Raw genomic sequence first — 26,787 nt, 5'->3', positions numbered from 1 at the left:
TTAGTTCCGCTACATGGCTTCACGTCCTTACTTTCCCAACCTCGATGGCTTACGGACAGTGGCGTGTCTGGCCGTTTTTCTTATTCACAGTTTCATCAATCTTCCCAGCCCCGAGGTGCAGTCAACGGCGGCCTACCGCTATGGTCTTAATGCTTTGAGCACGGGTCACGTAGGCGTCAATTTCTTCTTCGTGCTGTCGGGCTTTCTCATCACCTACTTGCTTCTAGAGGAGGAGAAAAACTGGGGCCGCTACGACATTCCCGCTTTTTACCGCCGCCGCATTGTGCGCATCTGGCCCTTGTATTACGCCTGCGTGGCCTTCGGCTTTCTGGTAATGCCCGTACTGAAAGCGAAGATGGGGCAGGAATGGGTAGAAGGTGCCAGCCCCCTCTATTATCTCACCTTTCTGGCCAATATGGCGCTGTTTCACGATGGAATAGATGCGGCCGCTTTCAATCTGAGTGTGTTATGGTCAGTGGCGATTGAGGAGCAGTTCTATTTGTTCTGGCCGCTGCTCCTGCTACTCTTCCGCAAGGCCCGACCCACGTTATTTATCCTGCTCATCGTCTTTTCGCTGGCCTTCCGCTACCTCTATCGCTCCGACGGCGATGTACTCTACCAGCACACGTTCTCTGTTCTGTCCGATTTGGTGATGGGCGGCGGCGCGGCGTGGCTTGCCTTTCACCGGCCCAGCTTTCGGGATTGGGTAGGTTCTTGGTCTCGGCTGACCATCGTGTTGGGCTACGTCGCAGGCTTTACTCTGATCTTGGGGCAAGAGCACTTGCTTACCGGCCCTGTGCTGCTTACTGGGCGGCGCGTGGTGCTGGCGCTGTTTTTTGTATTTGTTATTCTGGAGCAAAACTATGCCACCCAGTCGTTTTACAAAATGAGCCGAAACCGCCTCTTTACCTACTGGGGCACGTTTACCTACGGTTTTTACTGCCTCCACCCCATCGGCCTGCAAATAGCTTTGATAGGTGTGCGCCGCTTCTGGCCCGGGCCTGAAGATCTGAGCTTCGTGCTGGTTTACTCGGCCTTGGCACTGCTGATCAGTGCGGCTATGGCCTGGGTAAGCTACCGCTACTTCGAGACGCCCTTTCTCCGTTTGAAAGGCCGGTCGCGCACCGCTGCGCCAATTCCGGCGGCGGCCGAGCCTATTTTAGCTCCGGCCTCGCTGGGCAGCAAAAAGTAGCGTGAGATATCTGTCTGTGAGGGTATTCTGCCCTAATGGGAGCCGGTCGTTTGTAGTCAAATGCACCAAAAAGCCCCCAGAGCAAGTTTTAGCTGGCTCTGGGGGCTTTTCTACCTGGTTCAATGCTAGGTTTAGCGCACTAACGTACCATAAAGGTCAAAGTCGGAAGCGTCGTGAATGAGCACGGGCGCGAAGTCGCCTAAGCGCACGTGGGTGTCGGGCGTAGCGGCTACCAATACTTCATTGTCTACTTCCGGCGAGTCAAACTCCGTACGGCCCACGAAGTAGCCGCTTTCCTTGCGGTCAAACAGCACTTTGTACGTTTGCCCTACTTTCTGCTCGTTCAGCTCCATCGAAATACCTTGCTGCAGCTCCATAATCTGGTCGGCGCGCTCCTGCTTTAGCTCGGCAGCCACATCGTCAATTAGCGAGTGCGAATGAGTATTTTCTTCGTGCGAATACGTGAAGATGCCCAACCGATCGAAGCGGGTGCGCTCCACAAAATCATACAGCTCGTCGAAATCCTGTTCCGTTTCGCCGGGATGGCCCGCAATCAGCGTCGTGCGCAGGGCAATGCCCGGCACGCGTTGGCGCATGGTATCTACCAGCTCTATCGTCCGGCGCTTGCTAATTCCCCGACGCATGGTTTTGAGCATGTTATCCGAGATATGCTGCAGAGGCATATCTAAGTACTTGCAAATGTTGGAGCGCTCGGCCATTACATCCAGCGCATCCAGCGGAAACTGCGAAGGATACGCGTACTGCAGCCGAATCCAGTCGATACCGTTCACATCGGACAAGTTGCGGAGCAAATCAGCCAATTTCCGCTCACCATAAGCCTGTAAGCCATAGTAAGTCAGATCTTGGGCAATAAGAATCAACTCCTTCGTGCCCATAGAAGCCAAACGCTTGGCTTCGCGCACTAAGTCTTCCATCGGCCGATCTACGTGCTTGCCGCGCATCAGCGGAATGGCGCAAAACGAGCAAGGTCGGTTGCAGCCTTCGGCAATTTTGAAGTACGCGTAGTGCGAAGGCGTCGTAATCAGCCGCTCACCCACGAGTTCATGCTTGTAGTCGGCTTCCAGCGTCTTCAGCAATTGCGGCAATTCCAGCGTACCGAAATACGCGTCTACCTGCGGAATTTCGACTTCCAGGTCCGACTTATAGCGTTGCGATAAGCAACCCGTTACGTAGAGTTTTTCCAATCGGCCTGCTTCCTTCTCGTCGGCGTAGCGCAAAATGGTATCAATGCTTTCCTGCTTGGCGTTATCAATGAAGCCGCAGGTGTTGATAATCACGATGTTAGCATCACTAGTCGCCGCCTCGTGCGTTACATCGAACTGGTTGGCCCGGAGCTGGCCCATCAGCACTTCCGAGTCCACTACATTTTTGGAGCAGCCCAGCGTGATGACGTTTACTTTATTGGCCCGAGTGCCTTTTACTTTCATGTCAATTGGGTATGTCAGGAAGAGATTGAAGCGCCTAATCCTGAATGAATTGGCCCCTAGCCGCATGTCGCGAAAATGGGAGCGCAAAGGTACGTACGAGCCAACGCCTTTTCCTAGGCCGAACGTTCAATAGCCTGCATTGGCTCCTGCTCTCCTTCCATGCTATGCTAAAAACCAAGTAACAACTTCATACAGGCAAGGCTAGTTGATCTGCTTACAGCCTTATATAGGATGATCTCGCTGCGTGAATGAAGCAAAAAGCCCCCCAGCACCGCACGAGCAGCACTGGGGGCTTTTTCTAGACCTTTATTACTTCTTAGAAAACAGCGAGTTAACGAACGTATGCCGGTCAAACAACTGCAAGTCGGTCATCTTCTCTCCTACACCGATATAGCGCACGGGAATATTAAACTGATCGGAGATACCGATAACCACGCCGCCTTTAGCAGTGCCATCGAGTTTGGTAATGGCCAAAGCCGATACCTCCGTAGCGCGAGTAAATTCTTTCGCCTGCAAAAAAGCGTTCTGACCGGTGCTGCCATCGAGTACTAAGAGCACTTCGTGGGGCGCATCGGGAATCACCTTCTGCATCACGCGCTTGATCTTGCTTAGCTCGTTCATTAGGTTCACCTTGTTGTGCAGGCGCCCGGCCGTATCGATAATCACTACATCGGCTTGCATCTCCACGCCTTTCTGCACCGCATCGTAAGCTACAGAAGCAGGGTCGGTGTTCATGCCATGCGAAATCACGGGTACACCCACACGCTGTCCCCACACAATAAGCTGATCCACGGCGGCGGCACGGAAGGTATCAGCAGCTCCCAACACCACTTTTTTCCCTGCTGAATGAAAGCGATGCGCTAGCTTACCAATAGTCGTAGTCTTGCCCACCCCGTTCACACCAACTACCATAATCACAAAGGGCCCCGAGTAGGCACCCGTATCAGGACGGTCGAGAACGGCGCTGCCGGAGTTGTTTTCGGAAAGCAACTCAGCAATTTCTTCACGCAGAATACGGTCAAGCTCGCTGGTACTCACAAACTTGTCGCGAGCCACGCGGTCTTCGATGCGCTTGATAACCTTCACCGTAGTGTCGATGCCTACGTCGGCGTGCACTAGCACCCCTTCTAGGTCGTCGAGTACTTCCTCGTCTACCTTGCTTTTACCAACAACAGCTTTGCTGAGCTGATCGAAGAAGCTGGTTTTAGACTTTTCCAGCCCTTTGTCCAGCGACTCCTGCTGCTCTTTGCTTTCTTTATCCTTTTTGAAAAAGTCGAAAAGTCCCATGGGTGAGGAAGTAGCGCGAAGCTCCAGCTTCGCGTATCGTTGCATGCAAATAGTTACCACAAGCTAGCTAAACTAATTGGGCAACGACGCACGAAGCTGGAGCTTCGCGCTACAACGCAAAAAAGTCCCACTGCTGGCGGGACTTCTTCACTTACTACAGGAACGCCACAAAGGCGTCAGATTACTTGGTCCCGGAGGCCAAATACTCCTGTACTTTGTCTACGAGCACCATTTCCTCACGGAAGGTGTAAGCGCCAGTTTTTGGCGACTTCACGGCGCGAATGACTTTAGCCCAGTCTTTTCCGCCCGCTACTTTCAGGGTTGCTACTACTTTCTTAGCCATTGCTCAGCTTACTTGATTTCCTTGTGAACGGTCATCTTCTTCAGCACAGAGTTGAATTTCTTCAATTCAATGCGCTCAGGAGTGTTCTTACGATTCTTCGTAGTGATATAGCGCGAGGTGCCTGGCTGGCCCGAGTTCTTGTGCTCGGTGCACTCCAGGATTACCTGCACCCGGTTTCCTTTCTTAGCCATCTCGACTGGGGGTTTTTGGATTAAGGACTGCAAAGGTACGAGCCTTTGCGGAATTACCAAATGGTCAGCACAATGTAAATTCCACTTTTTACTTTGGCTTAAGGCAAATGCACCTTAAACTCCAGCTCAGAGCTACTTCAGCTCCGGAAGCTTAAAGTCATCTAGGACGCTCGATTTAGCCATAAGTGCTTCAATTTCGGCCACGGTGCGCGGAGCCTCCTTGGATAGGTTTTCCCAGCCTTTATCCGTTACCAGCACGTCATCTTCAATACGCACCCCGATATTCCACCACTTCTTATCGCAGGGACTGTTCTCGGGAATGTAAATTCCTGGCTCGACAGTAATAACATTGCCTGCGCGCAGTGGCCCGTAAGTACCACGGTCGTGCACATCAAGGCCGAGGTAGTGCGAGGTGCCGTGTGGGAAGTATTGTCGAGCTTCTTTGGCGTCTTTAATGATGCCCAGTTTAAGCAATCCTTCCGTGACCACCTTCCGGGCTGCTTCGTCTGGTGCTCGAAAAGCGCTGCCGGGCTTGCACTGCTCGAAGCCGGCTTGCTGGGCAGCTAGCACCAACTCGTAAATCTGGCGCTGCTCCGTGGTAAACTTACCCGTGGCAGGAATGGTACGGGTTACGTCAGCGGTGTAGCCGTGGTATTCGGCGCCGCAGTCCATCAGTACCAAGTCGTTGCCGAGACGGGGTTTATCGTTGACGGTGTAGTGGAGTACACAAGCATTGTTGCCGGCGCCTACAATGCTGGGATAGCCTTCAAATTCGGCCCCATACTTCCGGTATACAAACTCGTGCAGGCCCTGCACTTCCATCTCGGTCATATTCGGCTTCATGGCCTTCATAACCTCTTGCTGGCCAACCGCCGAGATACGAATGGCTTGCCGCAAGTGCTTTATCTCTTCAGGAGTCTTAATCTCCCGCAATTCATCCAACAAAGTCGACAAAGCCGACCCATCGAAGCGCGACGTGGGCAAGGCCGCAACGGCTTGCTTGCGGGCGTCGTCGGTGCTGGCTTTCAAATAGGCTTGCAGGTAGCGGTCGGAGCCCAGTTGAGGCTGCTCTTGCGTTAAGTTAGTCAGATAGGGAGCTAAGTTGGCGGCACCTGGCGTACCAGCGTACCTGCGAATCATTGCATACGCCTCATTGCGACTCGGATTGTAGTCGGCGGGAAAGTTTGCCCCCTGGCGGAAGGTTTGGATGAGGCTGTACACATCGCCGGGGTTGCTGGCATCATCGCGGGCATCCTGGGGCTGATCTAAGAAAAGAACTTGCTCGAAGCTGCTCCAAGGCAGTTTGGCAGCGGCAAATTCTTTGTTGTCGGCTACATATTGCAGTTTGAGCTGCTGCTTGGCACCCTCCGTCCCGAGGCGGCGCCCTGTCCACTGTTCGGCCCTAGGGTTGCGAGGCTGCACATATAACGCTTCCGTTACGCCACTTTGCCCTCCCACCGTCTGTGGCTCCTTGAAAAGAACTAGCACGGCATCCGGCTCCTCGTAGCCAGTGAGGTAGAAAAGGTCCGGGTCCTGGTGGTACTTAAAGTCCACGTCGTTGGCCCTGTTGCGGACGGGAGACGCAAATAAAACGGCAACGGAGCGAGCTGGCAGCTTTTGTCGCAGCAGCTCTCTCCGTTGCCGGTGAAAGGCGGGGTCCATAAAATCGGCGGGGCGGTCGGGGCCAGCGGCGCGCTGGGCGCTAACCTCTGGTACAAAACTCGCCAGCAGAGTCGCTACGCAAGCAACACGAACCAGCCGGGGGGCTTTTTTCAGCAAGGATAGGGGCATAATAAAAGAAAGACTGCGGCTAGCGCCCAAACGTTGCGTTTGGGCCGGGTAGTTTACCCGTCGCGTCTTTCGGCTCCTAAAACTGCCGAAAAATCTTTAGTAAACGATGAAGCCTTTTTCCTTGGCCTTCTTCAAGGTGGCCATGATGCCATTCTTGTTGATGGTGCGGATAGTGCTGGTAGCTACTTTCAACGTAACCCAAGCATCTTCCTCGGGAATATAGAAGCGCTTCTTCTGCAGGTTGGGGTAAAACTTGCGCTTCGTCTTGTTGTTGGCGTGCGACACGTTGTTGCCTACGCGGGTACGCTTGCCGGTTAGATCACAAACTCGGGCCATGATATCAGGAACTTAGAGGTTTCAGTACTGGAAAAAGGGACGCAAATATCGGTAAAAGTCCGACAACGTCAAACTGGCCCACTGAAAAATAGCATGTTAGCCGCCCGTAGCGCCGCTGGGGGGCTTTTTTTTCTCGCGGCCAAAGCTCCATGGGCAGTGTCGACAGCCGCTTTTGCAGCAATAGCCCCGCCGCCGGTGGTATTGCTCGGTGAACACCATGTAGCCCTCAGGCGTGAAGTAAAAGTCGCCGGGATGGAGCGGTTGCGGAGTTGCGGGCATGAACTAATAACAAGCTGATGGGCAAAAGTACGACGGTTCGCTTGTTGTATCTTTCCCGCTTCGAACGCCGACGGATAGCGCCGCGGCTCATCTGTATAGCCTCTCTCAGCCTGACTTGAGCCTGCTTATGGCCCTTTTTACTCGGCTCACCTCCCGTTTACCTTACCTAATTCTGGTGGCAGTAACGGTGGCAGCGGTGACACCCTTTCTGCTCCTGAGCTACTATAATCATCCCTTCATGGATGATTATTATAATGCCGCCAATGTGCGCACCACCGGCCTTTGGGCTCAGCAGATAGAGCTGTATCTGCGCTGGACGGGGCGCTTTTCGTCTTCTCTGTTGGTAACGGCGGCCAATCCGCTGGTTTATGGCTGGTACGATGGATTTCGCTGGACTCCGGCCCTTACCCTGCTCGCTACGCTGGGGACTATTTATTTGGGTTTGCGCACCCTTAGCCAGCGGCAGCTGCCGCGCTTGCAGGCCGCCGTGGCAGCGGGAATTTTTCTGATATTTTACCTGCACATGATTCCTGACCCGTATTCGGCCATCTATTGGTTTACGGGCTCCGTGGTGTACCATCTGGCAGGCCTTACCTTGCTGCTCGTGTTCATTGCTTCCGAACGCGCCCGACAGGCTGCTCAGGTTAAGAGTCGGCTTGGTTGGCGAGCACTTGCGGTTGGCTGTGCTGTAATATCCGCGGCCGCCAATGAAATGACGCTGCTGCACCTGCTGCTAAGCTTGGCGCTTGTGCTAGGCATCAGCTGGTACCGCGCCCAATGGTCGCAACTGCGCTGGTGGGGTGCATTGCTACTGCTGACACTGGTAGTGGCCGTAATTACGGTAATAGCACCCGGCAACTATGTCCGCATGCAGTTTGAAGGGTATGCGCAGAAGGCGAACGGTGCCAATCTGATGCAGCAAGTGCTAGGAGCAATACCCGGCACACCCGATGCTATGTTTCGGCTGCTGGTGCGCCGTGGCCTGGCCTTTAAGCTACTGTTGCCGACGGTGCTGGGGCTTCTCGTGGCTTTTTATTGGCAGCGCCGGGGCTGGCTGGGCACTACTATCCGGCTTCCCTGGTACTGGGGGGCTTTTTTTCTGCTGATAAGCTACGCGCTGAGTATGCTGCTGTTTATTGGCGTGATGAAGCAAATGCCCCCCGACCGCGCCATCAATGGCCTGCTGTTGTTTCTCTTCCCGGCTGGGCTGTTGAGTATCTGGGCTGGTTTAACCTACCACGCCCGCCCTATTCGGTGGCAGCTACCCACTTGGCTATTACGCTGGGGGCCGGTACTATATATTGGTGTTTTCAGTTGGATAGGCATACCGCGCCGGGCCTGGCAAGAGCTGCTTTTCAGCGCACCGTCCTACGACCAACAGCTTCTGGCCCGCGAAGCCCAGCTGCGCGGAGCATGGTCGAAAGGTGTGGAGCACGTTGTGGTAAAGCCGCTTTTAGGTATCAGGCCCTACCGAGTGCTTATTACGGAATGGGAGCTAACCACCGAGCCGGGCCACTATATTAATACTGAAACGGCCCTATACTTTGATGTCAAAAGCATCGTCGTTGATAAAGCGCTGCTGCCTCAGGCCCACCCCGATTTCCACTATTATTAATGCGGGGGGCTTTATTTAATATTTATATAAATTAAATACTATATAATTGCTTCAACTACTGCATTTATGCGCTTCTAGCCTTCAGTTATCATATTTCTCTCCCTTATGTTCACTAAATCCGCTTCCAGACTTATTGGTCTAGTGCTTATTTGCCTAGCTACCACAGAAGCAACAGCTCAAAAGAACACGGCTCCTATAGCTCCAAATGCCCCAACCGACCAACCATTAAGTATTGCAAGTACAGAAGAGGGTGCTGGCTTAAAAGCATTTGAAAAAGTAATTGCACTCGCCGTTAAACAAGCTCACAAAACGCTGCCTCAGGCTAAAAAGCGTTTTCTCCTTGGCCTAAAACCAGATGAAGCTTTCTTTCTTACCACCCGCATCTATGACTCAGATGGAAAATTTGAACAGGTATTTGTGCGCGTCACGAGCTGGGAGAATACCACAGTAGTGGGCACTATTGCTAACGAGCTAGGGGTAGTTCAGCAATACAAAATAAATCAGTCAATAGTGTTTCCTGAGAAAGCCATTCTGGACTGGACTATTGCAAAACCGGATGGCAGTGAGGAGGGCAACTATGTGGGCAAACTCATTGACACTCTCCAACAATAACAGCGCACCAACCCCCTCTCCTACTTCGGAATGTTCTTCAACTCTTTGAGCGCGTCGACGCCGGCGAAGTTCATATCCACATCTTCCGGGTTCTGCTTGCCGGCCGCAAACACTGCTTTTCTGTTTAGGTTATCCTACCTGTTATTCTCGCGCAGCTTGGCCAAAAAGCCCCCCAACACCCTTCCCAGCGTTTTTGCGTACTTTCGAAGTAGGAAATTCTTCCGGCTTTATCCCCACTCAGGCTCTAGTTTATGGAAACCACCGCCACCGCCCACCGCAGTCAGGAGTTTATGGACCTCGAAGACCGCTACGGCGCCCACAACTATCACCCCTTGCCAGTGGTGTTGAGCCGGGGCGAGGGCGTGCACCTCTGGGACGTGGAGGGCAAGCAGTACCTCGACTTTTTGTCGGCTTATTCGGCCGTGAATCAGGGTCATTGTCACCCGCGTATTATTGGGGCGATGGTGGAGCAGGCCCAGCGCCTCACGCTAACCTCCCGCGCCTTCTTCAACGATCAGCTTGGCCTGGCCGAAAAGCAGCTGTGCGAGTTATTCAATTATGACAAAGCGCTGCTGATGAACTCCGGCGCCGAGGCCGTGGAAACCGCCCTCAAGCTAGCCCGCAAGTGGGGCTACCAGGAAAAAGGAATTGCCCCCAACCAGGCCCGCATACTGGTGGCCGAACACAACTTTCACGGCCGCACCACTGGTATTATTTCCTTCAGTACCGACCCCGATAGCACCGGCGGATTTGGTCCTTATAACCCTGGCTACCAAGTAGTACCCTACGACGACCTAGAGGCGCTGGAAGAAGCCGTAAAGGATCATCAGGTGTGCGCTTTTATGGTAGAGCCTATTCAGGGCGAAGCGGGCGTAGTGGTGCCGTCCGAAGGCTACCTGGCAAAGGCACAGGCGTTGTGCAAAGCGCATAACGTTCTATTTATTGCCGACGAAATTCAGACCGGCTTGGGCCGCACGGGCGAGTGGTTGGCCAGTTATGCTGACGGTGTGCACGCCGATATTCTGATTCTGGGCAAAGCCTTATCGGGTGGCGCTATGCCGGTGTCGGCGGTGCTGGCGCAGGATGCGGTGATGCTCACGATTCAGCCGGGGCAGCACGGCTCTACTTTTGGCGGCAACCCGCTGGCCTGTGCCGTTATGCGGGCTTCTCTGGATGTCATTCGGGATGAAAATTTGGTTGATAATGCCCGCATTCTCGGCGAAATATTCCGCGAGCGGATGCGCAAAGTCCAGCAAAAGCGCCCCGATGTAGTAGAGCTAGTGCGGGGCAAAGGCCTACTCAACGCCGTAATTATTCGGCCCACCGACGATGGCCGCACCGCCTGGGATGTGTGCGTGACGCTGATGGAGCGCGGCGTGCTAGCCAAGCCCACCCACGGCGACATCATCCGATTTGCCCCCCCGCTGGTTATTACCGAAGAGCAGCTGCACGAAGCCTGCGACATCATCGAATCGGTGCTATTGGCTTTCTAAATCCTGTTTTCTGCTCTCACTAAGCGGATTTCTCCACGCCGAGAAGTCCGCTTATTTTTTGATCTTCAACCCATGAGTTTAATACGTTGGCGCCTCTGGGGGGCTTTTTTGTTGGTAACGGTTGTCGGTTGCCGAGGCCAGCAAGCAGCCTTCACCTTTCACCCGCCCCAAACTAAGCCCTTAGCGTACACCAGCGTACTAGCAGACAGTACTTCCGTGGCGACGTCTGCGGTCAGCAAAACCCGCGCATCTCATGCGCTGGACGTTGTGGCTGCTTCTCCCTCAAGCCAGAATAAACAGGTAACACCTAGCTCGCTTAAGCCCAAAAGTCTGGCGCAAACGGGGCTACCGGCTGTGCAATTCAAGAAGGCTCCTTCGGCTGCATTAATTAACCACACTGTAGCTGACCGAAAACTCTTAAACCTTGCGCTGGGTGGGCTGCTGGTAGTAGGCGGGGTAGTAGTAGGTTTAGTGCTGGGCGGCTGGCTGGGCTTGGGCATTGGGGCGCTGATTGTGTTGCTGGGCTATTATTTCCTGATCTTGGGGATGGGTGGCCCGCACGCCTGGACCGAAATCTTTCAGGAGTTTTTTAATCTTTAAACTGGGAAGCTTTTTACCTCCGGCAGTGTCAACAAGGGACAAAGGGATTGGGGCGCTACCGCAACCTTACCTTTGCACCCGTTGTTCTACCCCGTCTTATTACTGAAAAACAACCTATGGCGCTTATCCCCACGCACCGCCCCCGGCGCAACCGCAAGTCTGAAGTCATTCGCAATATGGTGCAGGAAACCAACCTCACCACCCACGATTTTATCTATCCTATTTTCCTCACCGAAGGCCAGAATCAGTTGGTGGAAGTGAAGTCGATGCCGGGCATTTTCCGCTACTCCGCCGACCGTATCATCGATGAAATTGGCGCCTGTGTAGAGCTTGGCATTAAATCGTTTGCCCCATTTCCGCAGATTAACGAGGAGCTGAAAGACCGCCTGGCCCGCGAAAGCGCCAACCCCGAGGGCTTGTACTTGCGCACGGTAGCAGACATCAAGCGCCATTTCCCAGAGGTCGTGCTCATGACTGACGTAGCCATGGACCCCTACAGTTCCGATGGCCACGATGGTATTGTAGATGCCGAAAGTGGTGAGATACTGAACGATGCGTCATTGGAAGTACTCGGCCAAATGGCTCTGGCCCAAGCCCGTGCCGGCGCCGACATTATCGGCCCTTCTGATATGATGGATGGCCGCGTGGCTTTCATTCGCGATGTGCTCGACCGCAACGCTTTCTCGCACGTGAGCATTATGAGTTATACCGCCAAGTACGCCTCGGCTTTCTACGGTCCATTCCGCGATGCGCTGGGTTCGGCACCCAAAAAAGGCGACAAGAAAACCTACCAGATGAACCCCGCCAACCGCCGCGAAGCGCTACGCGAACTAGCCCTCGATGAGCAGGAAGGTGCCGACATGGTGATGATTAAGCCCGCGCTGAGCTACCTCGACATCATCCGGGAAGTGCGCAATGCGACTACTTTGCCCGTCACCGCCTACAACGTATCGGGGGAGTACGCGATGGTGAAAGCGGCGGCCCAAAACGGTTGGGTAGATGGCGAGCGTACTATGATGGAAGTGCTGCTTAGCATCAAGCGCGCAGGCGCCGACGCCATCCTGACTTATTTCGCCAAGGAAGCGGCGCAGGTACTCCGGCGCGGCTAAGGCAAAAGAATCCAAAAAAGCCCTCCAGATTATTCTGGGGAGCTTTTTTGTGAATGTATAGTCAGCGCTAAATTTCCTTAAGACATTCACCATGTTTTGAGAAGGTTAGCCTTTTACTTTTCAAAAGGCCATCTTTCCAACTTACGACTCCAGAGCAGAAACACGACTACACCCGCCCCAATCACCGTCAGGCCCGAAAGCATAAAGGCGGGGCCAGTGCTCCAGAAAATCAGCAGCCACACGGCTACCGCTATGATAACCGGCAGGGGATATAATGGCATTCGGAAGGGCAAACCAGTGGTGCCGCGTCGGCGGCGAAGTACCACTAAGCCAACTGCCTGCCCCACAAACTGAATTAGAATGCGCATGGCCAGAATGGCTGTAATCACCTCACCCAGCCGAAACAGTAGGCTAAACACGAAGCCTACGCCCCGAGTATGAGCAAGGAAACGTGCGGAAACTGCTTGGTAGGATGCACTTTGGCAAATACCGGCAGAAACTCACCATCGGCGGCGGCGGCGTACGGGATGCGTGAGTAGCCCAGCAGCACGGCAAACAGCGACGCAAACGCCACCCACAGCACCAATGCGGTAGCCAGCTTGGCGGCCGTGCTGCCATAAATTGTCTCGACGAAGGTGCTCACGATAAACTCGGAGTGCTGGGCCTCCTGCCACGGAATGACGGTACCTACGCTCCAGTTTAGCAGCAGGTACAACGCCGCGATTCCAAGAATACTAAGGAAGATACTGCGCGGAATAACGCGCTCCGGATTACGAATTTCGCCCCCCAAGTGGCACACATTGTAGTAGCCCAAGTAGCTATAGATGGTTTTGACGGCGGCTTGCCCCAAAGCTACCGAAAACAGCAGCCCCGGCACATCTGAAATGCCCCCCACCGGCAGCCAGGCCACTTCGTGAGTTGAGTGCGTGATGCCTCCAAAAATCAGCCAACCCATAAGACACAATACGCCCACCCACAGCAGCACCCCCAGGCGACCAATATCATCGATGCGGCGATAGAGCAACGCAATAAGCAGCAGCACCACTACGCCACTCACCAGCTTAGGCTGCCACCACTCGGTAAGCGGCACCAGATAGCCAAAGTATTGGGCAAAGCCAATGGCCCCCGACGCCACCACCAGCGGCGCCTGCACCAGGGTTTGCCACACATACAGAAACGACATCAGCCGGCCCCACTTAGCTTCGCCATAGGCTAGCTTGAGAAAGCGGTAGCTGCCGCCTGCCTCAGGGTAGGCAGCGCCCAATTCGGCCCACACCATGCCATCGACGACCGCCAAAGCCGCGCCCACCATCCAGGCTAGCAGAAAGTAAGGCCCCATCAGGTGCATGACCAGCGGCAGCACCACAAACGGCCCGATGCCCACCATATCAATCATGTTCAGGGCGGTGGCTTGCACCAGCCCTAAGTCGCGGCGAAGAGTAGGCGGCTTTGCTGAGTCGAGTTGAGGCATAGGTCGGAAGTAGGCAGTCGGGAGCAGAGATGAGGTAACCGGCGCCGTAAAAGTCGGAGAAAAGCAGAATGTTCAGCCAATAGTTGAGTTCACTACGGTTTCAGGCGTCTGGGGGGCTTTTTTTGGCTGTCGAATGGCTTACTGGTGGCCTACGTGTTGGCGGCTAGAAACGCTGCCGCTTCGTGTTTCTACTAACCTCTGTGCTGTAGTCTGCGTAGCTGTGAACTTCTTTGTCTTTCCTTCCTTATGGGCAACAACTCCGAATCAAAAACCGCCATTTACGGGGCTATTGGTGCCAACATTGCGATTGCCATCTCCAAATTCGTAGCCGCCTACTTCACGGGCAGTTCAGCGATGCTGTCAGAAGGGATACACTCGTTGGTTGACAGCGGCAACGGCGGCTTGATATTATTGGGAGTAAACCGGGCGCAGAAGCCAGCCGATGCCCGCTATCCATTCGGGCGTTCCAAAGAGCTTTACTTCTGGTCGCTTATCGTGGCGGTGCTTGTGTTTGCCGTTGGCGGCGGCATGTCTTTTTATGAGGGCATTTCCCACATGCAACATCCCTCACCCCTCACCGATCCCACCTGGAACTACGTGGTGCTGGGCTTAGCCATCGTTTTTGAGTCCACCTCCTGCTACTTAGCCCTCAAAGCCTTCAATCGGGAGCGGGGCAATGCGCCATTCTGGAGCAGCATAGCCCGCAGCAAAGACCCCTCCGTATTTGCTATTCTGATGGAGGACATGGCGGCTCTGCTGGGTTTAGCTATTGCTCTGTTTGGCGTGTACTTTGGTCATTCGCTCAACAATCCTTACCTCGATGGAGCGGCCTCCATTCTGATCGGCATTATGCTCGTTGGAGTCGCCATCTTCCTGATTTACAAGACCAAAGGTTTGCTTGTAGGGGAAGGCGTGGACGACGAGACAATTGCAACGCTGGAAAAGCTTGCCTGTGCAGACGACACCGTTCGGCAGGTTCGCCGGCCGCTGACCCTGCACTTGGGCCCGCGCGACGTAGTGCTGGCCCTCGACATTGACTTTCATGATAACCTTTCGGCTGGGGAAGTAGAGCAGGCTATTGTGCGCCTACAGAGTGCTATTAAAAGCCAGCATCCTGAGTTCAAGCGCATTTTTATCGAAGCCAAATCTATCACAGAGGTTGCGCACAAAACATCCGTTTAGGCAGTGGCCTGAGCTACCAAAAGCCCCCCGCCTGCCCGCAACTTCCTTACGACGACACATCCATGTACCATGTTTATAATAAAGCCCCCCAGAACCCTTTTCAATCGTTCTGGATGGGTGGCTACGAATGTACTGATCAGCTTAATGCTTTTGGTCACCGGGTTGACTTTCTGCACCTTACCGGCCACTTTCAGAAGCTGGACGCTGATTATCAGGCGCTGAATCCCTTCGGCATTCGCACAGTGCGGGAAGGCATCCGCTGGAGCCAAGTGGAGCGTACGCCTTACCACTACGATTGGAGCACGGTAGCCTCGATGCTGGCCACCGGGCAGCGCCACGGCATCCAGCAGGTATGGGACCTCTGCCACTTCGGGTATCCCGACGACCTGACGCCACTGCACCCGATGTTCGCCCGGCGCTTTGCCGCTCTGTGCCGCGCCTTCGTGGAGTTTTACCGTAGCCAGCGCCCCGACGACGTTCTCATCGTGACGCCCATCAATGAGGTCAGCTTTATGTCGTGGCTGGGCGGCGATGTGCGCGGTACCTCTCCTTACTGCGTAGGCCAGGGTTGGGAAGTAAAGCGCGGGCTGATGCGGGCCTACATCGAAGGTACGGCGGCTCTACGTGAGATGGATCCTGGCATTCGTATACTCACCACAGAGCCGCTCATCAACATTGTGCCCCGAATTGGTGCCAGTCGGACCGAGCGCAACCGGACTACTGAGTTCACGATCAATCAGTTTCAATCGGTAGATATGCTGGCGGGCAGATTGTGCCCTGAACTCGGCGGCTCCCCCGATTTTCTGGATATTCTGGGCTTCAACTTCTACTACGACAACCAGTGGCAGCTAGAGCCGCGCCAAACGCTGGGCTGGGCCGATTCGCCGCTTGATCCGCGCTGGAAGCCGCTGAGTGCGCTGTTGCAAATGGCTTACAAACGCTATCAGCGCCCGGTAGTACTCACCGAAACCAGTCATCCGGGTATTGATCGGCCACTTTGGATGCAGCACATCGCCCGGGAGTGTGCCGTCGCATTGCGGCAGGGGGTACCTCTGTGGGGCGTTTGCCTCTACCCTATCATCGACCGGCCCGACTGGGATTTTCAGGATAATTGGCACCGATCTGGCCTGTGGGATGCGGAGTTAGTGCCGGATGGACCACCCACACGAGTTCTTTACGAGCCATACGCAGAGGAGCTACTGCGGGCGCAGGCCTATATAGAGGAGGTGCTCACTTCGGCTACCGACACTCAATCAGTGCAGCGAAAGGCAACTTCCACCATGTAATAATCAGGCACTTAGCCACGATTTGCTATTGATTTTCTAGCAGGCTGCTGATGTGCTGATTAGCAATGCCCGCTATCAGATTGGCATCTTTACAGATAAGCTTCCGCTGAATAACAGCCGTAATGGTTTCCAGATCTTCCTGATTCTTCAGCCGATCCGTCAGGGCCATAATGCGGTGTAGCGGATCGGCGCTGGCCGCATAGATAGTGTTCCACAAGCCCGCCAGTGCCAGGCTCGCTGGCCCTAATACCCGACGCACGTCGAGGAGCCGGCTTACCAAGGCCGACATATTGCTCAGCACATCGCGCTCGGTGGGGGAAAACGTGCGCGGCCGCCGGCCGACCACACACAAGTTGCCTAGGTTATCGCCGTGGGTGCCTTTTAGGGAGGTGGCGGCGTAAAACCGGAAGTTGAGGGCGCGTGTCACAAAAGGATTTGCCAGTTCCAGCGGCTTGGGGGCCATTTCTTCGAGCAACGCGGTTTCGCTCCGTCGTATGGCCACGGTGCCGAAATCCTCTTCTCCGCTAGTATCCCAGCCAAATGCCTCATAAGTAGCCGCTTGCTCCTCCGTTTCGGCCGCGGCAAACGACACCAGCACTATTGGCACATCAAACAGAGCGGCCGTCAGACAAATCAAATCATCGAGTAAGTTCTCAGGTAGCGTACGAAGAATCGTATAGCGGCCCAGAATCCGCATCCGGTTCAATTCCCCAGATGAGGTAAGCAACTGTTCCTTATTTTTCATCTACCTGATTTATAACGATAAAGGGGCCTATAGCATTTTAAAAATCTGGAAATACCCCTTTACGTTTATGTCTGATTTTTAATTAGTTTCCGGCTACATTTTTTGTGACTTTTTTTAAGTCAGCCTAGCAGCCAGCATTCTTATATACCTTCAACTATCAGTTGGCTTTGCTTATAAACGGCAGTAGCTGCCGGTAAATTACGTTGTGCTGCCAATACAGTTGTAACACCATCGGAATGTGCTTTTTATCTGGCAGCACCGTGAACTGCGGCCGCACGCCTAGCTCCACCAACCGGCTCCGAAACTTCTGGCTGCTACTGGCAATGGAAGGATACGTTTTGCCCCCCACGAACGTGAGAAAAGGTGGACTGGCGGCCGTGAGGTGATACAGCGCCGATACGGCCTTCCAGCCCTGCGGGTCGCGGCCAAAGGCGGTGAGGTACTGCTCGTCGCCGGCGTACTGCTTCTTGAGGAGATAGTCGTACATGTCGAGGCCGGCGGGGTCGTCGAGGATGACGCCGCGCACGGGATTTTGGGCTACTCCCAGCCGGGTGAAGTACTGATTATCAGTCGCAATTAGCGCCGCCAATCCTGCCCCAGCCGAGTGCCCCATCAGAAAAATACGCTGGGGGTCGCCGCCGTACTCGGCAATGTGCTGCTGGGTCCAGCGCACGGCGCGGGCACAGTCGTCGGCCATAGCAGGCACCTGCACCTCGGGCGAGAGTCGGTAGTTGATAATGACCGCCACTACGCCCTGCTTCGCCAGCCGCCGCCCAATGAAGGTATAGATGCTTTTGCTGCCACTGTCCCAGTTGCCGCCGTGAATAAAGAGCACAACCGGCTGGCTGGCAGCCGCTTTGCGCCGCGGGGCATACACATCGAGGCGGTGGCGCTCGGTGCTGAAGCTGGCGTCGGTGGCAGCTACGTAGGCAATATCCTGGGTGCGGCGGCTGGGCCGGGCCACCGCATATTCATTGGCCCCGACTATTACAAGTAGCAACACAAGCAACGCTGACAGCGCTAATACACGAGAAACACGCATCGAAAGGGAATAAATAGCGGGCGCTTCCACACTGGAATTGCCTCCGGATTAGCCCGCATATACTCGTGGATTTGCTTACTGGTTTGCCGGCCTGTACCGAGCCGCTAAAAAAGCCCCCCAGTTAGCCTCCTGGCTTAATCGGTGTGTACTCGCCGCCCATTTGTGCCTTCCATCAGCTACAGCGTCCCTCCTAGACTATCCTTGGGCTGAGGGCGTTATATTTGTACGAAAGCCCGGCCGGCATTTTGGTACTGGGGGGCAATTTTTAGCGTTTTCTTTCTACCTGTTGCATGAAAAATATTCTGGTGCTGGCGGCGTTGCTGCTGGCTTTTGGTGCCACGCCTACGTTGGCACAGCGCAAAAACAAAAAGGAAAAAGCATCGGCCGCTACCGCTCCTGTCAGCAAGGCCAATCGCTTGTTGCCATTATTTGGCGGCATCAGCACGGCTCAGGCCGAGCAGGTGGTTGGCCCAAACTTCCTGGCTGATATCGACCGTAACTTCCCTTCGCGGGCTGAGGCTAGCAAGTTTTTTTCCACCAAAGGCTTTGAGTACTTAACTGAAAACCAGCCCGATACGGCTATGTACCGCTTCAATCTGGCGTGGCTGCTCGATCAGAAAAACGCCGATGCTTACCGCGGCCTGGGCGTAGTGACCAGCCGCAACCCCACGCCCGACGAGTCGATTAAGCTGCTCACGCAAGCCCTGGCCGTTAACCCAGCCGATGGAAATACGCTCAGTGACTTGGGCGCTAGCTACCTGATTCGCTTCGAGCAGACCAAAAAGAAAAAGGACCTGACTACTGGCATGGAATACCTGCAAAAGGCCATTGCCGCCGACCCTAATAATGCAGTAGCGTGGCAGCAGATGGCGCGGGGCTATTATTTCCAGGAAGACTACACCAAGGCCTGGGAGGCGGTTCATAAGGGCCAAGGCTTGAATATGGTCGGCTTTGACTTCGGCTTTATTGGCGAGCTGCTGGCCAAGCAACCCGACCCCACGGGCAAGTTCAAATAAAGCTGGAGGCAACAGCGTTAGGCAACGAACTGGTAGTTAATCGCGTAAGTCGCGGCTACTTTCAACTAAGTCTTTGCCTGTGAAACCTCGTTTGCTTCTTCTCAGCTCCTTGCTGTTCTGGTCTTTAGCCTCTTCATACATTGCTGCCGCGCAAGGCCCCGGGCAGCGGCGGCGCTACTTTAGCAGCCAAGCCCGCCCCTACTACCGGGGGCCATTTCGCGTAACGGTGGGCGGGGGCGTAGCCCTCTACACCGGCGACCTAGGCAAATGGTCGCAGAACCTGCCGGGTCCCAGCGTAAGCGTGGGCGGGCTGTATCTGCTGCGGCCGCGCCTGCTGGTAGGTGGCGAAGTGTCTTACTTTCAGATTGGCGCTACCGACCAGCTGCCCGAGCGTAACCTGGCTTTCCGGGGCCGTAACGGCTCGCTGACTACTTTCCTGCGCTATGAGCTGTTTGGCGATGAGTCCCAGTTTGCCTCCCCCGCGGGCCGGCGGCCATTCTCAAACCGTATGTAAAAGCGGGCATTGGCCTAGCCATGTATGATCCGAAGACTTACATAGGCACCGGGCGGCCCGTGAACAACCAAGTGTATTTGGCACCCGAAAGCACTGGCTATCCAAACGTAGCCGTGATTGCGCCAGTAGGTGGCGGCCTTACTTTCCGCCTTTCCCGCGACTTTAGCGCGACGGCCGAGGCGGCTTACAACTTCACCAGCACCGATAAGCTGGACGATGTCAGCCTGCGCGGCAACACCAAGAAGAACGATGGCTACGGTACTGTGGAGCTGAAGATTGAATATTCTATCCATTAAGCTTGCTTAAAAAAGCCCCCAGAACCAAGAAGCCCCGTCGTGCGACGGGGCTTTTTGGTTCTGGGGGCTTTTTTGTGCCCTTGCTGAAGGCTTATTGCTTCACGAAACGCTGGCGGAAGGTTTTCTGCCCGTCGCTTACGCTGAGCATATACATTCCTTTAGCAAGTTGCGTCACGTTTAGCTCGCCGTTGCTCGTCAGCTGGGGGGCTTTTATGGTCCGGCCCTGCATATCCGCTACCTGCGCTGATACGGCGGAGGCATTGTTGGGCAACGTTACGCGCAGCACATCGGTAGCCGGGTTTGGATATACGCCAACCTCAGCGCCTACCAAGTTGTCGCTGCCAAGTGTAGCGTTGCTGCTCGTGTTGCTTACGGCTACTACATTGTTGGTGAGGGCGGCACCGCCCGTCACGTTGATGGTGTAGTCTTCCACTTCACCGTAAGTAAAGCTGCTGCAACTGGTTTGGGCCGCATCGCTCAGGGAAACGCGCATGCGGGTGCTGCCGCTCCGGGCCGTGGTGGGCACCGTGAAGGTGGCGCTGAGGGTAGCCGCGCTGGCGGAAGTACCACTCACTACCGTTTCGCCGGCATCCACAAAGTCACCGTCCTTGTTCCAGTCGATGTACACTTTCCAGTATTCGGTATAGGCCGTAGAGGAGAAGGCGGCGCTAAAGCTAATGGTCTGCGAAGAGCCTGCTGCTACGCTGGTGCTCATGGCCGTGCCATTGTAGTAGCCACCCACTTCCTTGGCAGAAGTACGATTGATAGTACCCAGGCTCACCAAGTCAATCCACTCATACGTGTTATTGGTGCCTTTAGAAGCACAATACGTTACGCCCGTGGGTGGAGGTGGAGTGGTGCCGCCGCTGTACGCCGCGCCCACACCTACCGCATACCAGGCATTTGTAGTGGCAATTACCTGGGCTGAACCTGCACCATACAAGTCGGTGGCCGACTGAATAGAATAGGTACGAGCCGCCGCATAGTTGCTGGAAGCCGTGAGGTATACACTCTCTGTGCGGTAAGCGATTTTGGCCGCCGCATCAATGCCGATACCCGTTACGCTGAAGCTGCTGCCGATGTCATTGGTGCCGCTGCCGCCCACGGCCAACCGATAAAACCAGTGGTTGAGTACGCCGCTGTTGGTGTGTACGCCGCCGTTGTCGCCGCTGCCGGCGTACCAGTTGGTGCCTTTGTAAGTATCAGGCTGGCCTTCGGCGTTCGGGTTGCTCATGGAGCGCAGTGAGGGCCGCACTTTGTCGATGTCTTCGCCAATCAGCCAAGTAGCTTTATTCGGATCTTTATAATACTCCACGGCCGCTCCCCAGATATCGGAGAAGCCTTCGTTCAGCGCCCCCGACTCATACGAATAGGTAAGGTTGGCGGTGCTGGAACACACGGCGTGGCCAATTTCGTGAGCCGCTACGTCGAGCGAGGTCAATGGGTCGAAGCGGGTGTAACCGTCGCCGTAGGTCATTACCGAGCCATTCCAGTAGGCATTCTCGTAGCCTTTGCCGTCGCCGGGCGTGTCGTCGAAGTGAACGTAGCTCTTGATTTTCGCGCCCGCATTGTTGTAGCTGTTGCGGGCGTGAATGTTCTTGAAGTAGTCGTACGTGCTTTGGGCGCCGTAGTGCGCGTCGAGGGCAGCGTTGTCCAAATTAGCGTTGGCGTATTCCGTCCAGCTGTTGTCGGCGTCGGTGAAATCGACGGCAGTGGTGTAGCTGTTGCCCTTCCGGCAGTTAAAGGTTTCGATGCCCGAGCCGCGCGTAAGCTCACGCAGGCGGTAGCTGCCGTTAATGCTTTCCGTAGCGCTGGTTTTGGTGCCGCTGTAGCGGGTGGCAAAGGTGCCCGTGGCCGCCGCGTGCTTAATGATGGCATCCTTGGCTACAATGTCACCGGTTTGCGCATCTACATAAATGTAGGCCCGGCTTACCGGCTGCTGCGAATAGATATTAAACTTCCAGGCCAACGTAGGCTGCTCAAACTCGGGGCTTCCGGGTTCCGCTTGGGTATTGGCCACAATCACCAATTCGCCCTCTGGCTTGTAGCTGGCGCGCGGGTTATTTTCCTGCTCTTTCAGGGTAGCCTCTTCGCCGGCATCTTCCCACATGTATTTTTTACCCCCCACGAAGCGGAGAGCGCGTTGCAACGCAGCGTTCTCATTTATAGTTGGCGCCGTCTTTACATTTTGCACCCGCTCAAAGTTGCCTGTCATGGTTTCAACCGTGCCTTGGCGGGCGTGTACAGTGTATTCGGCGTGCTCTACCTTAATGCCTTTGTAATACTGGTTAAACTTTTCGTGCACAAAACCTTCTGGGTCGGCTTCGATTTTGGCGCTCTGGAACTGGTCGTCGGCCGTCAGTTCGAGTTGTTCAGCTAACGCCTTTCGGGCTTCGCTCATCTGGTACGATTTGCCCTCCAGACGGAATTGGATAAGCGTAGGCATGCCTTTTTCGCCTACTTCTTTGTGTTTTACGCGCGTCAAATCCTGACCTTGTGCGTAAGCGGAAGAAATACCACCCAGCAAAAGCAGGGTGGCAACAGAGTACTTGTTAACCATTAATGAGGAGGTTTGGTGATGGAAAAGGGAACGGAGTACAGCCGACTGCAATCGACTTATGCCTCAAATTACGATTTTGCCCACTCCTTCACCACCCAACAACCCCCAAAATGTGACGTGGCTATATAGAAAACAGAAAGTGTCTTTTATGCTTAAAGAATCCTCTCTGCGAACATTTGAAAGCTAAAACCGCCCGCTTTCAGCCTAAAAAATCCCTCATTTGTGACTTCTGAGCTATTCGTCTCCCGTCCTGTAATCTTCCTATAATCAAAATGCCAGCCTCGAATCCTTCTACTTTCCCCAACCGTTGGCAGCTGACGGGTCAGGTTGCCCTCGTTACGGGTGCCTCAAAAGGCATCGGCGCGGCCGTGGCAGAGGAGCTGCTGAGCTTTGGCGCTACAGTGGTAGCCGTAGCCCGCAACCCAACAGATTTGAACGCTCAGGTAGCAGAGTGGCGCGCTCGCGGCCTCGATGCGCACGCCATACCGGTCGATGTCAGCAGTGCTGCCGGACGGGCGGCGCTCTTGGCTGAAGTAAGTCAGCGGTGGCCGCAGCTGCATATTCTGGTGAACAACGTGGGCACCAACATCCGCAAGCGCACGGCCGAGTACACACCCGAAGAGTACCAACACATCATGGCTACCAACCTCGAATCGGTGTTTGGAATGTGCCAGGGGGCTTTTCCGCTGCTGCAAGCTGCTGGCCGGGCCAGTATCGTGAACGTGTCGTCGGTGGCAGGACTGATGCACCTGCGCACGGGCTCCATTTACGGCATGACCAAAGCGGCCATCCTGCAGCTCACCCGCAACTTGGCCGTAGAGTGGGCTGCCGATGGTATTCGGGTAAACGCCATCGCGCCCTGGTACATCCGCACGCCTCTGGTAGCCGGGGTTCTCAGCGACGACGAATTCTTGCAGCAAGTACTGTCTCGCACCCCGATGAAGCGCATTGGCGAGCCGGAGGAAGTAGGAGCAGCCGTGGCCTTTCTGTGTTTGCCCGCCGCCAGCTACATCACTGGCCAGTGCCTGAGCGTAGATGGTGGCTTTGCCGTGAATGGGTTTAGCTTTTAAAACCTGCGTGTAGCCAGAAAGGCCAGCGGAGCAGTCGCTTTACTACCCAACTGGCCTTTTCTGGTTACTTTCAAGTATGAGTGTCTTACAGGAGCGCTTGCAAGGCCTCTTCATAACGCTGGGGGGCTTTTTGGCCTGCATCGAGGTATAGGAAGGGTTCTATCAACTCCAGCTCCATAAGCAGAAAGTCGCCTTCTACCTCTACCCCATCGACGCGGGCGTACAGGCAGGCTTGGGCAAACCGGGCCACAATATCATTGGCAGTGCGCAGTAAATGGGCTGGTGCCTGACGTGGCTCTACCCCACCACCAAGATAATGCTGCACCCGAAAGTCGCCTTGTTTGGGCGTTTTGAGCACGCAATGGCTGAATTTGCCCCCCAGATAGATAAATGACCATTCACCTTCGGTCTGAATCTGGGGCAGGAATGGTTGGGCCAGAAAATCTTCCTCGGCCAGTAGTAGATCCAGCTCCGCAGTGCGGGTAGCGGCTTCGGTCGGCAGCAGGGAGAAGGTGTTTTTGGCCCCGCCGCTGATGGCAGGCTTTACAATCAGCTGCTCCGTTTGCAGTTCCGCAAACAAGGCCTCGGGTACGAAGCGGGAGCCGCGGGGTAGCCAGTGCGTGGGCACAATGCGCACGCCAGCGACCTGCATATCAAGCAGATACTTTTTATCGGAATTCCAGCGCACCGTAGCCACCGGATTGAGCACGCGCACCGCGAGGCGCTCCAAGGTGTCGAGCCATGCGTAAAACTCAGCTATGCGGTCAAAGTAATCCCAAGGCGATTTTAACAACACCACCTCGTAGCTGGGCCAGTCAACAGCCAAATCACTCCAGATTTCGGTCGTTATGCGGTGGCCGCAGCTTTGTAAGTAGCTGGTAAGCAGGGCATCTTCCTGCTCTACCCCGGCCCCGGTGTATTTGCCTACGGGCTCGTAGGTTACTAAAGCGATATTCACTGCGTTGTACTTTATGCTTGAAGGTTACAGTTATACAAGGCCGTGATGCTTCGCGCCGCTCTGCATCACGGCCTGTTAATAAGATGATGAGTGCCCAGCGCCTATTTCTTCATCGTCAGGTAATCGGCGGCCAGCATAGCCAGGGTTTTCACGCCCAGCGTAAAGCCGCTTTCGTCGAGGCGGAAGCCGGGGGTGTGGTGGGGGCGGTGGTGGCCGGATCGGTGCCCTTGCTCATGCCGCCAACAAAGACGAACACGCCGGGCACTTTCTCCTGAAAATAAGCAAAGTCCTCAGCGCCGGTTACTGCTTTTTGCAGCACCACTTTATCTGCCGCGCCGGCCGCCGTGCGCAGCGTGGGCACCATCCGCTCGGTGAGGCGCGGGTCGTTGTAAGTCACGGGGGCGTAGTTCACAATATCAACCTCCGCTGTAGCGCCAGTGCTTTCGGCAATGTTGGTGGCCGTGCGGCGGATGTCCGCCCAGATTTTGGTTTGCATCTCCTTGCTCAGCGTCCGGATGGTGCCGGTCAGCTCCACTTGCTCCGGGATGATATTGTTGCGCACGCCGCCGTGCACCATGCCCACCGTAATGACGGCCGCATCCTCCGTCAGCTCCGTTTGGCGGCTGATGATGGTTTGCAGGCCGGTAATAATCTGAGCCGAGGTTACCACCGGGTCTACGCTCAGCCACGGGTAAGCGCCGTGGGCCGACTTGCCTTTTACTTTAATCGTGAACACGTCGGAGCTGGCCATGGTACCGGCCGGCCGATACTTGAGCGTACCTACCTCGGTCTGGGCGTTGATGTGCACCCCAAAGATGGCATCCACTTTAGGGTTGTCGAGCACACCTTCCTTCACCATAAGCTTGGCACCACCTTCCTCACCGGGCAAAGAGCCTTCTTCCGCGGGCTGAAAGATGAACTTCACCGTGCCTGGCAGATCTTTTTTGACCTGCGTGAGTACCTCGGCAGCGCCCAGCAGCATAGCCACGTGCGAGTCGTGGCCGCAGGCGTGCATCACGCCTACCTGCTGGCCGTTGTAGGTGGTGGTAGCTTTGGAGCGGAAGGTCAATTCGTTGCTCTCGGTTACGGGTAGGCCGTCCATATCGGCGCGCAGGGCAACCACGGGGCCGGGCTTACCGCCGCGCAAAATGCCCACAACACCCGTGCGAGCCACGCCGGTTTGCACTTCCATACCCAGCTTTTTGAGGTGAGCAGCTACAATCTCGGCGGTGCGCTTCTCCTGGTTGCCCAGTTCGGGGTGTTCGTGGAAGTCGCGGCGCCAGGCGATTACCTGGGCTTCCTGCTGCTGGGCCAGTTTGGCAATGCGAGCGTCGAGGGCAGCATTCTGGGCCGAAACCGGCACGATTCCAGCGCTGGTCAGCAGAGCAACGACCGTAAGCGCGGAGTATATAGATTTCATAAGAGTAGGTGTTGGCGAACGAATGGACACACAAGGTACAAACCGAACGCAACACCCGGCAGCCCGTCTAAGTTGGTGCGCACCTATCTTTACCGATCTGATGCCTGCCTCTTTTTCTCTTCGGCTTCTCCGCATTTCCGGCCCAGCGGGGCGGCGCGTCCTGCTGCTGTTGTTGGCTTTTCAGTTCCTGCTACTGACTCCTGCGCTGGCTCAACTGTCCCCCAGTGGTCTCGTGCCCTTCCGTCGCGGCAGCCTCTGGGGCTACGCAGACCAGCAGCGCCGTTTGGTGCTGCCCCTAGGCTACGACGATGCCGGACCCTTCATCGACGACATTGCCTGGGTGCGCCGGGGGGCAAATTTTGGCTACATCAGCCCCGATGGCAACCCGCTCACGCCCTTGCACTTCACCCGCGCCGAAAACTTCTTTCGGGGCCGCGCTACCGTTGAGCTAAAAGGCGAGACTTATCAGATAGACCGAACCGGCAACCGCCTCAGTACGGCTCCCGACTCCACCGCCGAAACTGACTTTATGGAGCAGGGCGACTTGGTGCGCCGCAACGGCAAAGTCGGCTTCCGCTTCACCGTCGGTCACGCCGTAGTTCCCGCCGAGTATGATGAAATCCGAGACAGCTACAACGGCTTGCTCTTCGTGCGGCGGGGGGCAAATTGGGGTGTCATCAACCAAAAAGGCAAGTTGGTGTTGCCCTTAGAATACGACGCCATTCGGGCCACGCCCGCCAACGGCTACGCCTTCCCCATCGTTGAGCAGGCTGGACGCCTAGGCTACCTCGATGCCGATGGCAAATTAATGGTGAAGCCTCAGTATCGCGAGGCACAGCCCTTCGTGGCCGGCACGGCGCGAGTGCTCACCGAGAGCGGGCAGGCGGGGTATATTGATACACGGGGCCGGGAGTTTTTTGAGGAGTAACGC

The 26,787-nt window shown here is 55.4% G+C and carries 27 protein-coding genes; 13 read left to right on the top strand and 14 right to left on the bottom strand.

The features are described 5' to 3' along the window. Nucleotides 1–13: 13 nt before the first annotated feature. On the top strand, nucleotides 14–1,192 hold the full coding sequence (locus EPD59_RS02335; protein WP_133271384.1) for an acyltransferase family protein: 1,179 nt from the start codon (nucleotides 14–16) through the stop codon (nucleotides 1,190–1,192). Between the two features lie 131 nt (nucleotides 1,193–1,323). Here EPD59_RS02335 and rimO read toward each other — a convergent pair whose 3' ends face one another. The 7 genes from rimO to EPD59_RS02300 form a co-directional block, all read right to left on the bottom strand. Beyond that, nucleotides 1,324–2,640 (bottom strand): 30S ribosomal protein S12 methylthiotransferase RimO, encoded by a 1,317-nt coding sequence (gene rimO / locus EPD59_RS02330; RefSeq protein ID WP_133271383.1) that lies wholly within the window; start codon nucleotides 2,638–2,640, stop codon nucleotides 1,324–1,326. Nucleotides 2,641–2,949: 309 nt separating this feature from the next. Then, on the bottom strand, nucleotides 2,950–3,927 hold the full coding sequence (ftsY, locus tag EPD59_RS02325; protein WP_133274570.1) for a signal recognition particle-docking protein FtsY: 978 nt from the start codon (nucleotides 3,925–3,927) through the stop codon (nucleotides 2,950–2,952). A gap of 181 nt (nucleotides 3,928–4,108) precedes the next feature. Continuing rightward, nucleotides 4,109–4,270 (bottom strand): DUF4295 domain-containing protein, encoded by a 162-nt coding sequence (locus EPD59_RS02320; RefSeq protein WP_133271382.1) that lies wholly within the window; start codon nucleotides 4,268–4,270, stop codon nucleotides 4,109–4,111. A gap of 8 nt (nucleotides 4,271–4,278) precedes the next feature. Then, nucleotides 4,279–4,461: a 50S ribosomal protein L33 gene (gene rpmG / locus EPD59_RS02315; RefSeq protein WP_044510387.1), complete on the bottom strand. Its 183-nt coding sequence runs from the start codon at nucleotides 4,459–4,461 to the stop codon at nucleotides 4,279–4,281. 132 nt (nucleotides 4,462–4,593) lie between these two features. Continuing rightward, entirely contained in the window at nucleotides 4,594–6,252 is a 1,659-nt protein-coding gene (locus EPD59_RS02310) for an aminopeptidase P family protein (protein WP_133271381.1), read from the bottom strand. Nucleotides 6,253–6,348: 96 nt separating this feature from the next. Beyond that, nucleotides 6,349–6,588, bottom strand: a complete 240-nt coding sequence (rpmB, locus tag EPD59_RS02305) for a 50S ribosomal protein L28 (protein WP_133271380.1) — start codon at nucleotides 6,586–6,588, stop codon at nucleotides 6,349–6,351. 96 nt (nucleotides 6,589–6,684) lie between these two features. Beyond that, nucleotides 6,685–6,867 (bottom strand): DUF5522 domain-containing protein, encoded by a 183-nt coding sequence (locus EPD59_RS02300; protein ID WP_133271379.1) that lies wholly within the window; start codon nucleotides 6,865–6,867, stop codon nucleotides 6,685–6,687. A 127-nt stretch (nucleotides 6,868–6,994) separates the two neighbouring features. On the opposite strand from EPD59_RS02300, the gene EPD59_RS02295 reads away from it, so the two are divergent. The 5 genes from EPD59_RS02295 (at nucleotide 6,995) to hemB (ending at nucleotide 12,296) form a co-directional block, all read left to right on the top strand. After that, complete coding sequence (locus tag EPD59_RS02295) at nucleotides 6,995–8,482, top strand: DUF6056 family protein (protein WP_133271378.1); 1,488 nt, start codon at nucleotides 6,995–6,997, stop codon at nucleotides 8,480–8,482. 105 nt (nucleotides 8,483–8,587) lie between these two features. Then, nucleotides 8,588–9,094, top strand: a complete 507-nt coding sequence (locus tag EPD59_RS02290; protein ID WP_133271377.1) for a DUF2314 domain-containing protein — start codon at nucleotides 8,588–8,590, stop codon at nucleotides 9,092–9,094. A 251-nt stretch (nucleotides 9,095–9,345) separates the two neighbouring features. Continuing rightward, nucleotides 9,346–10,587 (top strand): ornithine--oxo-acid transaminase, encoded by a 1,242-nt coding sequence (rocD, locus tag EPD59_RS02285; protein WP_133271376.1) that lies wholly within the window; start codon nucleotides 9,346–9,348, stop codon nucleotides 10,585–10,587. 72 nt (nucleotides 10,588–10,659) lie between these two features. Further along, nucleotides 10,660–11,187, top strand: coding sequence for a hypothetical protein (locus tag EPD59_RS02280; RefSeq protein WP_133271375.1), 528 nt, complete (start codon nucleotides 10,660–10,662; stop codon nucleotides 11,185–11,187). A 116-nt stretch (nucleotides 11,188–11,303) separates the two neighbouring features. Continuing rightward, nucleotides 11,304–12,296, top strand: a complete 993-nt coding sequence (hemB, locus tag EPD59_RS02275) for a porphobilinogen synthase (RefSeq protein WP_133271374.1) — start codon at nucleotides 11,304–11,306, stop codon at nucleotides 12,294–12,296. A gap of 113 nt (nucleotides 12,297–12,409) precedes the next feature. Here hemB and EPD59_RS22130 read toward each other — a convergent pair whose 3' ends face one another. Both EPD59_RS22130 and EPD59_RS02270 read right to left on the bottom strand, forming a co-directional pair. Continuing rightward, on the bottom strand, nucleotides 12,410–12,715 hold the full coding sequence (locus tag EPD59_RS22130) for a hypothetical protein (RefSeq protein ID WP_240731581.1): 306 nt from the start codon (nucleotides 12,713–12,715) through the stop codon (nucleotides 12,410–12,412). 5 nt (nucleotides 12,716–12,720) lie between these two features. Then, entirely contained in the window at nucleotides 12,721–13,767 is a 1,047-nt protein-coding gene (locus EPD59_RS02270; protein ID WP_240731580.1) for an APC family permease, read from the bottom strand. A 246-nt stretch (nucleotides 13,768–14,013) separates the two neighbouring features. On the opposite strand from EPD59_RS02270, the gene EPD59_RS02265 reads away from it, so the two are divergent. Further along, nucleotides 14,014–14,949 (top strand): cation diffusion facilitator family transporter, encoded by a 936-nt coding sequence (locus tag EPD59_RS02265; protein ID WP_133271373.1) that lies wholly within the window; start codon nucleotides 14,014–14,016, stop codon nucleotides 14,947–14,949. 62 nt (nucleotides 14,950–15,011) lie between these two features. Next, nucleotides 15,012–16,235 (top strand): amine oxidase, encoded by a 1,224-nt coding sequence (locus EPD59_RS02260; RefSeq protein ID WP_133271372.1) that lies wholly within the window; start codon nucleotides 15,012–15,014, stop codon nucleotides 16,233–16,235. Between the two features lie 25 nt (nucleotides 16,236–16,260). On the opposite strand, the gene EPD59_RS02255 is transcribed toward EPD59_RS02260, so the two are convergent. After that, nucleotides 16,261–16,980 (bottom strand): hypothetical protein, encoded by a 720-nt coding sequence (locus EPD59_RS02255; RefSeq protein ID WP_133271371.1) that lies wholly within the window; start codon nucleotides 16,978–16,980, stop codon nucleotides 16,261–16,263. 157 nt (nucleotides 16,981–17,137) lie between these two features. Further along, nucleotides 17,138–18,022: an alpha/beta hydrolase gene (locus EPD59_RS02250; protein ID WP_133271370.1), complete on the bottom strand. Its 885-nt coding sequence runs from the start codon at nucleotides 18,020–18,022 to the stop codon at nucleotides 17,138–17,140. 290 nt (nucleotides 18,023–18,312) lie between these two features. Here EPD59_RS02250 and EPD59_RS02245 point away from each other — a divergent pair, with 290 nt between their 5' ends. The 3 genes from EPD59_RS02245 (at nucleotide 18,313) to EPD59_RS02235 (ending at nucleotide 19,848) form a co-directional block, all read left to right on the top strand. Then, nucleotides 18,313–19,038 carry a tetratricopeptide repeat protein gene (locus EPD59_RS02245; protein WP_133271369.1) on the top strand — a complete coding sequence of 242 codons (726 nt, stop codon included), beginning with the start codon at nucleotides 18,313–18,315 and terminating at the stop codon, nucleotides 19,036–19,038. Between the two features lie 79 nt (nucleotides 19,039–19,117). After that, nucleotides 19,118–19,552 carry a hypothetical protein gene (locus EPD59_RS02240; protein WP_133271368.1) on the top strand — a complete coding sequence of 145 codons (435 nt, stop codon included), beginning with the start codon at nucleotides 19,118–19,120 and terminating at the stop codon, nucleotides 19,550–19,552. Nucleotides 19,553–19,572: 20 nt separating this feature from the next. After that, nucleotides 19,573–19,848 (top strand): hypothetical protein, encoded by a 276-nt coding sequence (locus tag EPD59_RS02235; RefSeq protein WP_133271367.1) that lies wholly within the window; start codon nucleotides 19,573–19,575, stop codon nucleotides 19,846–19,848. 91 nt (nucleotides 19,849–19,939) lie between these two features. On the opposite strand, the gene EPD59_RS02230 is transcribed toward EPD59_RS02235, so the two are convergent. Continuing rightward, on the bottom strand, nucleotides 19,940–22,408 hold the full coding sequence (locus EPD59_RS02230) for a M4 family metallopeptidase (protein ID WP_133271366.1): 2,469 nt from the start codon (nucleotides 22,406–22,408) through the stop codon (nucleotides 19,940–19,942). 272 nt (nucleotides 22,409–22,680) lie between these two features. Between EPD59_RS02230 and EPD59_RS02225 the strand changes: the two genes are divergently transcribed. Continuing rightward, complete coding sequence (locus tag EPD59_RS02225; protein ID WP_133271365.1) at nucleotides 22,681–23,478, top strand: SDR family oxidoreductase; 798 nt, start codon at nucleotides 22,681–22,683, stop codon at nucleotides 23,476–23,478. An 85-nt stretch (nucleotides 23,479–23,563) separates the two neighbouring features. On the opposite strand, the gene EPD59_RS02220 is transcribed toward EPD59_RS02225, so the two are convergent. Together EPD59_RS02220 and EPD59_RS02215 are read right to left on the bottom strand one after the other, a co-directional pair. Beyond that, nucleotides 23,564–24,436, bottom strand: a complete 873-nt coding sequence (locus EPD59_RS02220) for an ATP-grasp domain-containing protein (RefSeq protein WP_133271364.1) — start codon at nucleotides 24,434–24,436, stop codon at nucleotides 23,564–23,566. A 148-nt stretch (nucleotides 24,437–24,584) separates the two neighbouring features. Next, nucleotides 24,585–25,856 (bottom strand): amidohydrolase, encoded by a 1,272-nt coding sequence (locus EPD59_RS02215; protein WP_317128442.1) that lies wholly within the window; start codon nucleotides 25,854–25,856, stop codon nucleotides 24,585–24,587. Nucleotides 25,857–25,956: 100 nt separating this feature from the next. Here EPD59_RS02215 and EPD59_RS02210 point away from each other — a divergent pair, with 100 nt between their 5' ends. Beyond that, nucleotides 25,957–26,784, top strand: coding sequence for a WG repeat-containing protein (locus EPD59_RS02210; protein ID WP_165963450.1), 828 nt, complete (start codon nucleotides 25,957–25,959; stop codon nucleotides 26,782–26,784). The last annotated feature ends 3 nt before the right edge of the window (nucleotides 26,785–26,787 follow it).

This window comes from Hymenobacter radiodurans, assembly GCF_004355185.1.
In the GTDB taxonomy this organism is placed as follows: Bacteria; Bacteroidota; Bacteroidia; order Cytophagales; family Hymenobacteraceae; genus Hymenobacter; species Hymenobacter radiodurans.
The sequence above is the reverse complement of the archived record's forward strand: the minus strand, read 5'-3'. Positions and strand labels throughout refer to the sequence as shown.

What these genes read in the sequence shown, in the direction of transcription:
- EPD59_RS02335 (WP_133271384.1), top strand. Translation starts at nt 14, where the DNA reads ATGGCTTCACGTCCTTACTTTCCCAACCTCGATGGCTTACGGACAGTG.
- rimO (WP_133271383.1), bottom strand. Translation starts at nt 2,640, where the DNA reads ATGAAAGTAAAAGGCACTCGGGCCAATAAAGTAAACGTCATCACGCTG.
- ftsY (WP_133274570.1), bottom strand. Translation starts at nt 3,927, where the DNA reads ATGGGACTTTTCGACTTTTTCAAAAAGGATAAAGAAAGCAAAGAGCAG.
- EPD59_RS02320 (WP_133271382.1), bottom strand. Translation starts at nt 4,270, where the DNA reads ATGGCTAAGAAAGTAGTAGCAACCCTGAAAGTAGCGGGCGGAAAAGAC.
- rpmG (WP_044510387.1), bottom strand. Translation starts at nt 4,461, where the DNA reads ATGGCTAAGAAAGGAAACCGGGTGCAGGTAATCCTGGAGTGCACCGAG.
- EPD59_RS02310 (WP_133271381.1), bottom strand. Translation starts at nt 6,252, where the DNA reads ATGCCCCTATCCTTGCTGAAAAAAGCCCCCCGGCTGGTTCGTGTTGCT.
- rpmB (WP_133271380.1), bottom strand. Translation starts at nt 6,588, where the DNA reads ATGGCCCGAGTTTGTGATCTAACCGGCAAGCGTACCCGCGTAGGCAAC.
- EPD59_RS02300 (WP_133271379.1), bottom strand. Translation starts at nt 6,867, where the DNA reads ATGCCCGCAACTCCGCAACCGCTCCATCCCGGCGACTTTTACTTCACG.
- EPD59_RS02295 (WP_133271378.1), top strand. Translation starts at nt 6,995, where the DNA reads ATGGCCCTTTTTACTCGGCTCACCTCCCGTTTACCTTACCTAATTCTG.
- EPD59_RS02290 (WP_133271377.1), top strand. Translation starts at nt 8,588, where the DNA reads ATGTTCACTAAATCCGCTTCCAGACTTATTGGTCTAGTGCTTATTTGC.
- rocD (WP_133271376.1), top strand. Translation starts at nt 9,346, where the DNA reads ATGGAAACCACCGCCACCGCCCACCGCAGTCAGGAGTTTATGGACCTC.
- EPD59_RS02280 (WP_133271375.1), top strand. Translation starts at nt 10,660, where the DNA reads ATGAGTTTAATACGTTGGCGCCTCTGGGGGGCTTTTTTGTTGGTAACG.
- hemB (WP_133271374.1), top strand. Translation starts at nt 11,304, where the DNA reads ATGGCGCTTATCCCCACGCACCGCCCCCGGCGCAACCGCAAGTCTGAA.
- EPD59_RS02270 (WP_240731580.1), bottom strand. Translation starts at nt 13,767, where the DNA reads ATGCCTCAACTCGACTCAGCAAAGCCGCCTACTCTTCGCCGCGACTTA.
- EPD59_RS02265 (WP_133271373.1), top strand. Translation starts at nt 14,014, where the DNA reads ATGGGCAACAACTCCGAATCAAAAACCGCCATTTACGGGGCTATTGGT.
- EPD59_RS02260 (WP_133271372.1), top strand. Translation starts at nt 15,012, where the DNA reads ATGTACCATGTTTATAATAAAGCCCCCCAGAACCCTTTTCAATCGTTC.
- EPD59_RS02255 (WP_133271371.1), bottom strand. Translation starts at nt 16,980, where the DNA reads ATGAAAAATAAGGAACAGTTGCTTACCTCATCTGGGGAATTGAACCGG.
- EPD59_RS02250 (WP_133271370.1), bottom strand. Translation starts at nt 18,022, where the DNA reads ATGCGTGTTTCTCGTGTATTAGCGCTGTCAGCGTTGCTTGTGTTGCTA.
- EPD59_RS02245 (WP_133271369.1), top strand. Translation starts at nt 18,313, where the DNA reads ATGAAAAATATTCTGGTGCTGGCGGCGTTGCTGCTGGCTTTTGGTGCC.
- EPD59_RS02235 (WP_133271367.1), top strand. Translation starts at nt 19,573, where the DNA reads ATGTATGATCCGAAGACTTACATAGGCACCGGGCGGCCCGTGAACAAC.
- EPD59_RS02230 (WP_133271366.1), bottom strand. Translation starts at nt 22,408, where the DNA reads ATGGTTAACAAGTACTCTGTTGCCACCCTGCTTTTGCTGGGTGGTATT.
- EPD59_RS02225 (WP_133271365.1), top strand. Translation starts at nt 22,681, where the DNA reads ATGCCAGCCTCGAATCCTTCTACTTTCCCCAACCGTTGGCAGCTGACG.
- EPD59_RS02215 (WP_317128442.1), bottom strand. Translation starts at nt 25,856, where the DNA reads ATGAAATCTATATACTCCGCGCTTACGGTCGTTGCTCTGCTGACCAGC.
- EPD59_RS02210 (WP_165963450.1), top strand. Translation starts at nt 25,957, where the DNA reads ATGCCTGCCTCTTTTTCTCTTCGGCTTCTCCGCATTTCCGGCCCAGCG.